The sequence below is a fragment of the Marinicellulosiphila megalodicopiae genome, from assembly GCF_045862395.1.
Classification (GTDB): domain Bacteria; phylum Pseudomonadota; class Gammaproteobacteria; order Pseudomonadales; family Natronospirillaceae; genus Marinicellulosiphila; species Marinicellulosiphila megalodicopiae.
This window is the reverse complement of sequence record NZ_AP023087.1, coordinates 2,364,281-2,376,638: the sequence shown is the minus strand read 5'-3', so window position 1 is coordinate 2,376,638 and position 12,358 is coordinate 2,364,281. Positions and strand designations below refer to the sequence as shown.

Here is a 12,358-nt window from a genome sequence, read left to right as displayed (position 1 = left end):
AGATTTGGCTAGCATACTAGGGTCGACTAAAGAGTAAAGCAATAATTTGCAAAAAAGCGGATTTTTATTGCACAAATAGCAGTTGCCACATAAATGCCAAAGCGTAGACTTTAGTCAACTGATTCAATAATGAGTAAATTTATGAAAAAACAAATTTTAAATATTCAAAAATTAGATTTTCAATGGCCAGCGTTGGATCCATTTTTGTTTTGCGTACACCATCTTGATCATTATCCAAAAGGTAACGGTAAATTAGGCCCTGTTGATGATTTAAACGGTCGTCAAATCGGGCAGGATTTTGTGTTAAAAGACGGGTGGCGCATGTATCACGGATCTAAAGTGCCAGGATTTCCTGCCCATCCTCACAGAGGATTTGAAACCATTACGGTAGCCACTCAAGGTTTAATTGATCATTCTGATTCAATGGGGGCGGCGGGGCGATATGGTGATGGAGACACTCAGTGGATGACGGCTGGCAAAGGCGTACAGCACGGTGAAATGTTTCCATTATTAAGTGAGCAACAAGGTAATGATGCTGAGTTGTTTCAGATTTGGATCAATTTGCCCAGTCACAATAAAATGTGTGAGCCTGATTTCAAAATGTTTTGGAATGAAAACAAAACCGTGGTGAATGAAAAAGACGACAACCAAAATGATATAAAAGTAACGGTCATTAATGGTCGCTATAAGAAAGCCAAAGGTGAAACCGCGCCTAACATGAGTTGGGCTCATGATGAAAATAATCATGTTGGTGTGTGGTTGGTTGAATTATCAGCTGATGCAAATTGGGCATTACCCAACGCTGCCACTCAAACTAACAGAATGCTGTATTTTTATGAGGGGGATTCTATTGATATTGGTTCAACTACTGTTGCGTCGGGTCATGCTATTAAATTAGATCCAGTGGGGAATGTATCCGTTAAAAATGGAGCGAAAACCGCTAAGTTTTTGTTATTACAAGGAGATCCTATTAATGAGCCTGTTGCCCAATACGGCCCGTTTGTGATGAACACTCAAGCAGAAATTCAGCAGGCGTTTGCGGATTATCGTGACACTGAATTTGGTGGCTGGCCTTGGCCTGAAATTGAGCAAACCCATGGTGATCGAGCGCGGTTTGCTAAATATTCTGATGGCACTGAAGAAATTCCAGGCTAATTCTTTATTTTAAGAAATGCTACTTTGGCAAGGACGCCAAACAAGGTTACAATCCTCTTTTTTTTGCTATTAGGAAATAACATGAAATCCTTTATGACTGTCGCGCTTATATTTTTTGCATTGAATGTGTTTGCACAAGATGTGACTCAAACCAACGTACAGACTCAGATGGATAATTCTCACAATATTATTGTCATGCAAACCAATAAAGGTGACATCGTTATTGAATTAGACGAGTTACGCGCGCCTAAAACCGTTGCTAACTTTAAAAAATACATTAAAACGGGTTTTTATAATAATGTTGTATTTCATCGTGTGATCTCAGACTTTATGATTCAAGGGGGAGGATTTACCCATAAAATGGAAAAGAAAACCGCGACTTTTACTGTAGAAAATGAATCCATTGGTGGGTTATCCAATATCCGTGGCAGTATTTCAATGGCCAGAACCTCAGCGCCGCACAGCGCCAGTAGCCAGTTTTTTATTAACGTTAAAGATAATCCATCTTTAGATTCTAAAAATGATAAAAACTTTGGTTATGCCGTATTTGGTCAAGTGATTGAAGGCATGGATGTGGTTGATTCCATTAAATCTGTAAAAACGCAGCGTTTTAAACCGCCGTACTCTGGTGCTATTACGCATAATAACTCACCGGTTAAACCTGTGATCATCGAGTCTATTTATTTTAAAAATGAAACAATAGAAACGCCTAAGCAAACCATGCAAAATAAACTCACGTCATCTGTGAAAACAAAAATTGAAAATGAGGCAGGGTTTGTCACGCTTTTATTCAGTTTGATTGCGTTTACACTGGCTTATATAAAGCGTGTTTTATGTAAATGCCCAAAACGTTGTCGCAAATAAATTCCATTATTAAAGAGAAAATATTATGAATAAAGTACTTATTTCATTGGCATCGGTTGCCGTTGTTGTCGTAGCAGGCTTAGGTATTACGGCTTCTGTTTTAAATAGCCAAATGTCTGATCAAGTTGTGATTACTACAAGTAAAGGTGTGATTGTTGCAAAATTAGATGCGCAAAAAGCACCCAAAACCGTTGAGAATTTTCAATTTTACGTGAATGAATCTTTCTACGATGGTTTGATATTTCACCGCGTGATAAAAGATTTTATGGTTCAAGTGGGCGGTTTTGATAAAGAAATGAATCGTAAATCCCCCCAGCAAACCGTGGTAAATGAATCGATTGGTGGTTTGAGTAATTTACGTGGCACGTTAGCAATGGCAAGAACCAATGCGCCTGATAGCGCAAGCAGTCAGTTTTTTATTAATCATAAAGACAATTTGTTTTTGGATGGTAAAGAAAATAAGCCCGGTTATGCTGTATTTGGCAAAGTTGTAGAGGGTATGGATGTGGTTGATGAGATTGCCAATGCAAAAACAACGGTTAAAAAAGGCATGAGAGATGTGCCTGTTGATTCAATTATGATCGAGTCTGTGCACTTTTTATCTAAATTAGATGTATTGCTTAAGTGATTCAAAAAAGAAATGCTTTAACCCTTCTTAAACAGCTTAATATTAAAATCCGCTTGCTCTTTTAAAGACGTTAATTGAGCAAGTTTTTCTTTTTGTTGAACCGAGCATTTCCAATAATGCGGCGTCATGGTCAACAATGGAATAATATCTTCCCCTTTTACTTCAAACTCAAAACTTAGCGTTTGCTCTTTGACTAATTCAAATTCTGTACTGAAATAGTCTTCTTGTTTGTCGGTTTGATACGGTAATACGTTTTCGTATAAATTGGCGCGTAAATTGGGTAAATGGTTGTCCGCAGGGCCAATAAATAACACATAACCGTTTTGTTTTAATACTCGAGCAAATTCGTTTTCGTCAACTCTGCAAAAAATAGACAGCACCGCGTCAAAGCTTTCATTTAGATAGGGAAGTGATGTCACGCTGCCTATGCACCAGTTGATGGCTTTGTTGCGTTTACTTGATTGTAAAATGCCTTCTTTTGAAATATCGACACCATCAATATGTTGAATGGTTTGGTTCAAGTAATCGGTGTAATAGCCTTCGCCACATCCCGCATCTAGTAAATGTTTCACGGACAATTCGCTAAATTGCGCGGCAATGCATTCAATTAATGGCTGATAATAACCAGCGTTTAAAAACTGGCTGCGAGCCAATATCATCTCTTTGTTATCACCAGGCTGTTTTGAATTCATTTGATTGGACAATAATAAATTCACGTAGCCTCTTTTGGCAATATCAAAGCTGTGTTGATTATCGCATTTTAAGCTTTTGTCGATTTGAGTTAAGGCTAATTGGCAAACAGGGCATTGGTAATTCATAAAATCTCGACAAAATAAATGGGAATATTAATAAACATCTGTTGCTATCACTCAGTTAGCTGCGTCAACAAAAATTGCACATTGTATCGAAGTTGAAGTAATTGTATATGTCGCTAGCCATTGAATCTAAATCTTTTGACTATTCTTAGTATTCAAAAAGTGTTGGAGGTGAACAATAATTATACAAACGGAAGCTAATTCAGCAGAAGACAAATAAATAATCGCACCAGAATTTTAGTAGTCGATGCGTGACGATTTGATGTCGATGTCTTTTCTTCTATAAATTGCTTCTAGTAATTTTCTCGTGCACACAAATAAGCAATGTTAGTCATACAACAATCGATGAATACTTCATCAATATGAGTGTCTTATGTGTATTTGTTTTTTAAGGGTTGATTGAAAATTGGAAGTGAAAGCGTTTGTAGTACTTCATACAAAGTATTTTGAAATTTGTGTTTCCTATTCTGTCATCGGTAAAAAAGCCTTGTTTTAAGCGGTTTTTGTTTATGATTGGCTTAAATCCTTGTCTGGATGAAATTTATGGGTGCTGTAGTGCACGAATTCAGGTAAAATCCCGCGCGTTAACTTCCGATTAATCGGCCCACACCTAAGAGGTTATAAAATTATATGAGTTTGTATACTGAGTACTTATCTGAAATCGAGCTTCGCAATAAAGAGCTAGGCTTGCAACCAAAACCAATCGATAGCGCTGAATTATTGGCTGAAATCATCGACCAAATTAAAGACACTGCCAATGAATATCGTGCAGATTCTTTACAGTTTTTTATCTATAACACCCTTCCTGGTACTACGAGTGCTGCTGGTGTTAAGGCTGCATATCTTAAGCAAATTATTTTAGGTGAAGAATCTGTTGAAGAGATCACACCTGAATTCGCTTTTGAATTGTTATCCCATATGAAAGGCGGCCCTTCAATTGAAGTGCTACTTGATTTAGCGTTATCTGATGATGCGGTTGTAGCCACACCCGCCGCAGAAGTACTTAAAACACAAGTATTCTTATACGATGCAGATACAACTCGTCTTGATGTCGCTTATAAAGCGGGTAATGCAATTGCTAAAGAAATTTTAGAAAGCTATGCACAAGCAGAGTTCTTTACTAAGTTACCTGCAATCGAAGAAAAAATTGAAGTCGTGACTTATATTGCTGGTGAAGGCGATATCTCAACAGATTTATTATCTCCTGGTCATCAAGCTCACTCCCGTGCCGATCGTGAATTACATGGTCAATGTATGTGTACTCCAGAAGCACAAGCAGAAATCAAAGCATTACAAGCTAAGCATCCTAACGCAAAAGTGATGTTAATTGCTGAAAAAGGCACTATGGGTGTGGGTTCATCTCGTATGTCTGGTGTGAATAACGTTGCGTTATTAACCGGTAAAAAAGCAAGTCCTTATGTGCCTTTCATTAATATTGCACCTATTGTTGCGGGTACTAATGGTATCGCACCCATCTTTTTAACAACAGTTGATGTAACTGGCGGTATTGGTCTTGATCTTAAAAACTGGGTTAAGAAAGTAGATGCTAATGGTAATGCCGTTGTTGATGCAAATGGCGATGCCGTACTTGAAGAAAAGTACTCGGTAGCGACAGGTACTGTATTAACCATTGATACAAAAGCACAAAAATTATTTAACGGCAGCGAAGAGCTTGCTGATATTTCATCAGCGTTCACCCCGCAAAAACAAGAGTTTATGAAAGCCGGTGGCTCATACGCGGTAACGTTTGGTAAGAAATTACAAACGTTTGCAATCGAAGCGTTAGGTATTGAGCCTGTTAATGTTTATGCGGCTGCAAAAGAAATTTCAATTGAAGGTCAAGGCTTAACAGCTGTTGAGAAAATCTTTAACCGTAATGCAGTTGGCGTATTATCTAACACTTCGCTTCATGCTGGCTCAAACGTTCGTGTTAAAATCAACATTGTTGGTTCACAAGATACAACCGGTCCTATGACCTGTCAGGAATTAGAAGCGATGGCTGCTTCTACTATTTCACCACTTGTTGACGGTGCTTTCCAATCGGGTTGTCATACGGCATCGGTTTGGGACAGTAAAGCAAAAGCAAATACACCTAAATTAATGCAATTCATGAACGACTTTGGTTTGATCACTGCACGAGATCCTAAAGGCGTTTATCATTCAATGACTGACGTAATTCACAAAGTATTGAATGACATTACAGTTGATGATCGCGCGATCATCATCGGTGGTGATTCTCATACACGTATGTCTAAGGGCGTAGCCTTCGGTGCCGATTCAGGTACGGTTGCCATTGCACTGGCTACTGGTGAATCTGCCATGCCAATTCCCGACTCTGTAAAAGTAACCTTTAAAGGTGAAATGAAGGGTTATATGGATTTTCGTGATGTAGTACACGCAACTCAAGCGCAAATGCTTAAGCAATTTGGCGGCGAGAACGTGTTCCAAGGCCGTGTAATTGAAGTGCATATTGGTACTTTATTAGCAGACCAAGCGTTTACGTTCACTGACTGGACGGCAGAAATGAAAGCAAAAGCTTCAATCTGTATTTCACAAGATGAAACGTTAATTGGTTCATTAGAAATCGCGAAAAGCCGTATCCAAATCATGATTGATAAAGGTATGGAAAACAAAGCGAAAACCCTTCAAGGCTTAATCGATTTAGCTGACAAGCGTATTGCAGGCATTAAATCAGGTGAAGAACCCGCTTTAAAACCTGACAACAACGCTAAATACTACGCTGAACTAGTGGTAGATTTAGACGCAATCGACGAGCCAATGATTGCCGATCCAGATGTAAACAACGATGACGTATCAAAGCGTTACACACATGATGTGATTCGTCCTGTTTCTTTTTATACAAACAAATCAGTTGATTTAGGTTTTGTTGGTTCTTGTATGGTACATAAAGGCGACATGCAAATCATCGCTCAAATGTTACGTAACATGGAATCTCAAGGTCAAAAAATTGAATTTAAAGCGCCATTAGTGATCGCTCCACCAACATACAACATTGTTGATGAGCTTAAAGCGGAAGGCGATTGGGCAATTCTTGAGAAATACTCTGGTTTCGAATTTGACGATACTGCCCCTAAAGATGCGGCACGTACTAAGTATGAAAACATCATGTACTTAGAACGTCCTGGTTGTAACCTATGTATGGGTAACCAAGAGAAAGCAGAGCCGGGTGATACGGTAATCGCTACTTCAACACGTTTATTCCAAGGCCGTGTTGTAGCGGATACTTCTGAAAAGAAAGGCGAGTCATTACTAGGTTCAACACCAGTGGTTGTACTTTCAACTATGTTGGGTCGTTTCCCAACCATTGAAGAGTACAAAGCAGCGGTTGATGGAATCAAACTAACTGACTTCCAACCACCTGCAGATGAAATGAGCACAGAGCCAAGCGCTCAGCCAATTCGTATTGTTGGATAATGCTTTGTTGAAAATTTAAGTGATCTGAATGTTTAGATTGCTTTTTAAGCCAGCCAATCTTTTGATTGAGCTGGTTTTTTTTGTTTTTAGGGGGGGGCTGCTAGTTTAAAGATGTTATCGTTTTCCTTTAAGGATTGTTGGTGCGTCGAATTTGACTGGATTAAAATTCGTGATAACGACAAATTAATTTTATGTTTACTTGAGTTTTTTAGTTAGTGTGTCGTGGTAGTAAGTTAATGAATCACTAATTTTACATTGTACTTATTTAGTGTGATGAGATGGACACCCAAGGTATGCGTCATAATGCGCAAATAGTATAATTAATCTTCAACCAAAAATTATAAAACCAGAGGCATCCATCTATGAGCAATCATAAACTAATCAGTATCGATTTAGCAAAAAACGTTTTTCAAGTTTGCATTCTTAGTGAACATAATAAAGTAATTAGCAATAAAAAAGTCACGCGAAAAAAACTGATCGAGACCGTTATGCAATCTGATTCCAAGCGTATTGTTATGGAGTCTTGTTACAGCTCTAATTATTGGGGACGCGAATTTATCAAGCTTGGGTTTCATGTTGATTTAATTCCTCCTCGCTTAGTTAAGCCATTTCTAAACGGCAATAAAAACGATCATAACGATGCACTTGCCATTGCTGAAGCTTCAATGAGGCCTAATATTAAATTTGTGCCCGTTAAAACCATCGAACAACAAGATGGGCAATGTTTATATAAAATTCGAGACAGGCTGATTAAGCAACGCACTGCATTAACCAATCAAATAAGAGGATTAATGTCTGAATACGGCATTATATTTGATAAAACAGTCATTAAATTAAGAAATGAAATTCCTTACATTTTAGAAGATGCGGACAATGAATTAACCATAGTGTCTCGAAATTTTTTAAATGAGCTTTATGAAGATTTAATCAATTTTGATACAAAGTTAAAATCTATAGAAAAACAATCACGCGCATTAATGAAAAATAACGAAGAATATAATCGATTATTATCCATTCCCGGTATTGGTGAAGTCGCCGGTTCTTTACTGCTAACCATTATTAGTCACCCAGATCACTTTAAAAGTGCGAGACAATTTTCAGCGTATTTAGGATTAACGCCAAAGCAACATTCAAGTGGCGATCAAGAAAAAATGCTCGGTATCAGTAAACGTGGAAATAGTACGCTGAGGAAAAATCTCATATTAGGCGCAAAAGCTGTCATTCGATATTGCGCCAATAAAAAAGATCGAATCAGTTTATGGATTCAATCGCTATTAGAAAAGAAGCCACACAATAAAGTGGCGGTCGCATTAGCTAATAAAATTGCGCGGGTGGCTTGGTCGGTTCTTAAGAATAAAGTGGATTACAATCCGAGTAAAATAGTCACTATTTAAACAAATTAAAAAATAACCATACATGTCAAAAAAGGCTAACCCCCCAACCTTAAAAAGCTAGTAATTAATGAAATAAACCAGTTTAGACTTTGCTTAAACCTGATAAAAGACACCAGCTGAAAAAGCTTACTGTGTGATAAGGGAGTAAAGTCGCCTTGAAGCTCATCTGGGATCGTGTAGAACATCACAATGAATCCGAATATATGTCGAAGCTTTATTTCTACTTAATTTTTAAGATTGATTCATGACCTTTATGGCAGGGAAAATAAAATGAAAAAACGAACTAAATGCTTGCGAAGTGGTGGGTGTCCATATATGTTAGGGCTACTCTGAATATGTACTGTTTTTATTTTGTCTACCTCAATATAAAGAAGTTGGTGAAAAACTATTAGGAAAGATTAAAAAGAAAAATCATGCCATCTTTATTTACCATAATAATTTTGTCGGGGAATTTAGTTGTAACAAGAATCAGCCTTGGCGTCGAGATGTTTTAGATATCGATGACGAGGAGGGTTTTGTTTCCACATTTAGCGGCGACTCTAGCCTTGAAACATGGCTAAAACAAAAAGGTATCAGTACAGATAGTGATATATATGAAGAGAAAGTAAAAAGATTTGTAAAAGATATTAACAAGGCTGAATTTAATGTTATACCTTATCGAAAATTAGTCGATATTGAAATTGCAGGCCAGAACTATATAGAAAGCGTGGATCAAGGGCTAATTTTTAGGGTGTATGTTCCTAATGAGCGTCTTTGGGCGAGAGAACTTGACCGCTTTGTTATTCTTTTTAGAGACTATGCTTCAACTGCAGTGAATAGTGGTGTCAAGGTTATTCAAAATCGAACAGGTAAAGGTGTTACGTTTTCTCTGTATTCAAATGATGGGTAGATTGATAAAGATAATATTGGCAGTCTGTTCGAGGAGTTCTCTACTTTTCTTGATCTTTGTTCAAAAGATGTTGATGAGGCAAAGCGATTACTTGAGAAATCAGGCATCCCTAAGAAAGACTTAGGGAGGATTATTAATCGATACACAAAAGAATCTAAACGATTAATTATCGACTTGAAGCATTAAAGAGAAAGCAAGATTCTTTGCATCAAGCAACGTTTCGAAAGTGAAATATTTGAAGCTGAGATTAGCCAAGATATTGCAGCCTTTGTTGAAAGCTCCTTCCCCCAGATTTCCAACCCAAGTGGTGTGCTACTAGGTTCATCACAGAATCAGATTAATGCGTCTGTAGTAAATATTACCAATAATCACATAGATTCTATGGAAGGTATTATCGCTAACGAAGTAACAGGTAATTTTAGTAGTACACTTGAAGATGATCAATTGCGTGCACTAATTGAAACTCACATAACAACCACTGCTGAGAAGACTGAATTAAAATCTGCTCTTGATGAGCTTAAAGATGAGTCATTATCTTCAAATGAGAGAACTGTATCGTGGCAAAAACTGCAGGGATTTCTTGGTAAGGTCGCTGATAAGGTGGGTGATGTAGGTGTTCATTTATTGAAAAAGTATCTTGAGCAGCAGATTTAGCTATAATAAATAAGAATAGGTTGCGCGTAGCCCGGTCTTCATTTATAGTGTATTTCTTTTCTGTGATTATGCTTCCTTCAACTTTTTCATGTTTAAAATTTGAGAGGCATCCTTACTCTCATCTATTCAAGTAATGCTTAATTAATTCAGTGTCATATAATATTTTTACCCCATTAGTTTTCTGATTTAAACCTATCCCGTATACCTATCCTTTTTTACGCCCCGATCGTTCGCATTTTTTCTATCTTCATTTTTGTTTTTTTAATTCCACAAAATGTCATTACTTTTTTACAGCAAGGACAGATGACTTCGTAATGAAACGATTCACAAAGTTCAGGCAAGGTTACTCTTAGCATGAGTTGGATTTTCATTAATAATGTTCGATTTGAGCCATGCAATAATCCATAATTTCTAACTCGCTGAAATCCTTTTGGTAATACATGTTGCAATAATCTTAATAAAAAATTCATGATAGGTTCTGTTTTTACGACATATTGCTTACTTTTACTGTCTTTATATCGCCATGTCAGTTGGTCTTGTTTTAATGACAGTTGGTTTTTTTCACTGGATACACCTCGATATAAATATTGAGACAGGTATTTTAATGCAGGTGAACCATTGCCTATTTTTTTGCAATGCGCGATCCAGTTTTTTGGATAGGTGGTTGGGCAATGGATGTCTTGAGTTTTTAAGGATTCTATAAATTTAGCTCTAAACACACTGCTTAAATTTTTGGTGTTAAACAAGTATTTTTTTCGTTTAGCTTGCCAGTTTTTTTGTTTTGATAGTGAACCTGCAGGAATCATTAAATGTACATGCGGGTGATAATTTAAGTTTCTTGAATGTGTGTGCAATACGGCTGTTACACCGAGTTGACCCGATAAGTGTTGATCGTTTTTTGCAAAAGTTTGAACCGTGGCAACCGCTTGTCGCATTAAAATCGTGTAAATTTCTTTGCTTTTTTGTTTGGCAAGCATTCGCAATTCAAATGGCAAGGTGAATGTCACCATAAAATAATCAACGGGAAGTAGCTTTTGTTGTTGGCGAGTTAACCATTTTTGGTTGGCTTGAAATCCACATTGTGGGCAAAATCGGTGACCGCAACTATGGTCGATATAACTGTGTTGATGGCACTGGTTACATTCATAGTCTAGCTGTCCCGCTCGTTGAGTTTTGCATTGTAACATTTGATGGACTGCCCACTTTTGTTCTTGACTGATAGGTTGTTTGTAAATATCAGTTTGATATTTTTCAAATAATTCGACGAGTTTCATGATGCATTTTCCTTTTTGTTGGTGTTGGTGTTGGTGTTGATGTTGTCTTTTTTGTCGGTTTGCCAGTGTATTTCAAGTCGTTCGATCATTTCATTTAAAACTAGAGTACTGTTTTGGGAGATTTCATCGGTCAAATGAAGGTAGCGTGCGGTAGTGATCGGACTTGCGTGTCCTAATAATATTTGAATTGAGTGGAGGTTTAATCCTGATTCTAGTAAGTGGGTGGCATAGCTGTGGCGCAATGTGTGGATGTGAACATTTTTTGAAATATGACATTCTTTAGCGACAATTTTTATGGTTTTTTGTAACCCTCCTTTATCGATTTTTTTGTAACTGGTGTGATTGGTTGGGGCGGTGCCACCTGGAAAAAGTAGTGTTGGGTGTCGATGGGTTTGCAAAAATTGGCGCAAAGCTAATAACGTAAAATTAGGCAAAGAAACAAAACGATCTTTGTTGCCTTTTGCGGCTCGAATATGGACACGCATTAAATTTTGATCGATATCTGCAGTCGTTAAATTAAGTGTCTCGCTTAAACGTAATCCTAAACTGTATGTGGTGAGATAGTAGGTTTGGTAAGATAATTTTCGAGTATGGTTGATGATGTCATTGACTTCGTTGGCAGTGAGCACGTCTTGAAGTGGTTGGATTTTGGGTGGTTTAATAATGTCGACCCACTGCCATTGTTTGTGTAATACGTGTTTATAAAATGATTGAATGGCATTTCGATCTATTTTAACGTGGCTCCAAGAAAGATTTTCGACCACGTATAGAAAAAAGGATTTTAATTGTTCTTGAGAAAGATTGTCAGGGCAACAATCAAAAAAATCAGCAAGTTGTCGCAAGGAACGCGAGTACATATCAATGGTGCGAGGGGATTTGCCTTGAAGAGTGAGTGTTTCAATATGTTGTTGGTAAAGGTGTTGAAAACGGGTAGAATCTTGAATATTCATCGCATTGACTCCCAAATTAAACCAGAATTGGTGTTGGAAGTATGAGCGATATTTGTAAATCTGCCGCGCAGCGGCTTCGTTCAACAAAGCATTGCAGCGGACAAGCTGTAGAAAAATTAAAAAACCACTGATTTTATAGTGGTTTTTAGTAAAATAGATTAATTAAAAATAAATTCATCCGCTTTTCTAGTATTTCTCTATGTGTCTTTGATCTTTGTATTAACAGTATTAATTCTGTTAATATCTGCAAATGTGTTTTACGACGAATTGATGAAATTGATTAACCCCGATTTTTTTAGT

At 37.3% G+C, this 12,358-nt stretch carries 9 protein-coding genes; 6 read left to right on the top strand and 3 right to left on the bottom strand.

The window, feature by feature from the left end:
- Positions 1-141: 141 nt before the first annotated feature.
- From TYM08_RS10065 to TYM08_RS10055, 3 genes are all read left to right on the top strand, one after another.
- Positions 142-1,155, top strand: coding sequence for a pirin family protein (locus TYM08_RS10065; protein WP_422379019.1), 1,014 nt, complete (start codon positions 142-144; stop codon positions 1,153-1,155).
- An 81-nt stretch (positions 1,156-1,236) separates the two neighbouring features.
- A complete protein-coding gene (locus TYM08_RS10060; protein WP_422379018.1) occupies positions 1,237-2,019 on the top strand; it encodes a peptidylprolyl isomerase in 783 nt (260 codons plus the stop codon).
- A gap of 25 nt (positions 2,020-2,044) precedes the next feature.
- Positions 2,045-2,647, top strand: coding sequence for a peptidylprolyl isomerase (locus TYM08_RS10055; protein WP_422379017.1), 603 nt, complete (start codon positions 2,045-2,047; stop codon positions 2,645-2,647).
- Between the two features lie 17 nt (positions 2,648-2,664).
- Here TYM08_RS10055 and TYM08_RS10050 read toward each other — a convergent pair whose 3' ends face one another.
- On the bottom strand, positions 2,665-3,465 hold the full coding sequence (locus tag TYM08_RS10050; protein WP_422379016.1) for a putative RNA methyltransferase: 801 nt from the start codon (positions 3,463-3,465) through the stop codon (positions 2,665-2,667).
- 627 nt (positions 3,466-4,092) lie between these two features.
- Between TYM08_RS10050 and TYM08_RS10045 the strand changes: the two genes are divergently transcribed.
- The 3 genes from TYM08_RS10045 (at position 4,093) to TYM08_RS10035 (ending at position 9,834) form a co-directional block, all read left to right on the top strand.
- A complete protein-coding gene (locus tag TYM08_RS10045) occupies positions 4,093-6,897 on the top strand; it encodes a bifunctional aconitate hydratase 2/2-methylisocitrate dehydratase (protein ID WP_422379015.1) in 2,805 nt (934 codons plus the stop codon).
- Between the two features lie 362 nt (positions 6,898-7,259).
- Positions 7,260-8,291 carry an IS110 family transposase gene (locus TYM08_RS10040; RefSeq protein ID WP_422379014.1) on the top strand — a complete coding sequence of 344 codons (1,032 nt, stop codon included), beginning with the start codon at positions 7,260-7,262 and terminating at the stop codon, positions 8,289-8,291.
- Positions 8,292-9,561: 1,270 nt separating this feature from the next.
- On the top strand, positions 9,562-9,834 hold the full coding sequence (locus TYM08_RS10035) for a hypothetical protein (protein ID WP_422379013.1): 273 nt from the start codon (positions 9,562-9,564) through the stop codon (positions 9,832-9,834).
- Positions 9,835-10,049: 215 nt separating this feature from the next.
- Here the strand turns inward: TYM08_RS10035 and TYM08_RS10030 are convergent, their stop codons facing one another.
- Together TYM08_RS10030 and TYM08_RS10025 are read right to left on the bottom strand one after the other, a co-directional pair.
- Positions 10,050-11,108 (bottom strand): IS91 family transposase, encoded by a 1,059-nt coding sequence (locus TYM08_RS10030; protein ID WP_422379012.1) that lies wholly within the window; start codon positions 11,106-11,108, stop codon positions 10,050-10,052.
- Complete coding sequence (locus tag TYM08_RS10025; RefSeq protein WP_422379011.1) at positions 11,105-12,058, bottom strand: tyrosine-type recombinase/integrase; 954 nt, start codon at positions 12,056-12,058, stop codon at positions 11,105-11,107. Before TYM08_RS10025 ends, TYM08_RS10030 begins: the two co-directional genes overlap by 4 nt.
- Positions 12,059-12,358 lie beyond the last annotated feature (300 nt).

What these genes read in the sequence shown, in the direction of transcription:
- TYM08_RS10025 (WP_422379011.1), bottom strand. Translation starts at nt 12,058, where the DNA reads ATGAATATTCAAGATTCTACCCGTTTTCAACACCTTTACCAACAACAT.
- TYM08_RS10035 (WP_422379013.1), top strand. Translation starts at nt 9,562, where the DNA reads ATGGAAGGTATTATCGCTAACGAAGTAACAGGTAATTTTAGTAGTACA.
- TYM08_RS10050 (WP_422379016.1), bottom strand. Translation starts at nt 3,465, where the DNA reads ATGAATTACCAATGCCCTGTTTGCCAATTAGCCTTAACTCAAATCGAC.
- TYM08_RS10065 (WP_422379019.1), top strand. Translation starts at nt 142, where the DNA reads ATGAAAAAACAAATTTTAAATATTCAAAAATTAGATTTTCAATGGCCA.
- TYM08_RS10045 (WP_422379015.1), top strand. Translation starts at nt 4,093, where the DNA reads ATGAGTTTGTATACTGAGTACTTATCTGAAATCGAGCTTCGCAATAAA.
- TYM08_RS10040 (WP_422379014.1), top strand. Translation starts at nt 7,260, where the DNA reads ATGAGCAATCATAAACTAATCAGTATCGATTTAGCAAAAAACGTTTTT.
- TYM08_RS10060 (WP_422379018.1), top strand. Translation starts at nt 1,237, where the DNA reads ATGAAATCCTTTATGACTGTCGCGCTTATATTTTTTGCATTGAATGTG.
- TYM08_RS10055 (WP_422379017.1), top strand. Translation starts at nt 2,045, where the DNA reads ATGAATAAAGTACTTATTTCATTGGCATCGGTTGCCGTTGTTGTCGTA.
- TYM08_RS10030 (WP_422379012.1), bottom strand. Translation starts at nt 11,108, where the DNA reads ATGAAACTCGTCGAATTATTTGAAAAATATCAAACTGATATTTACAAA.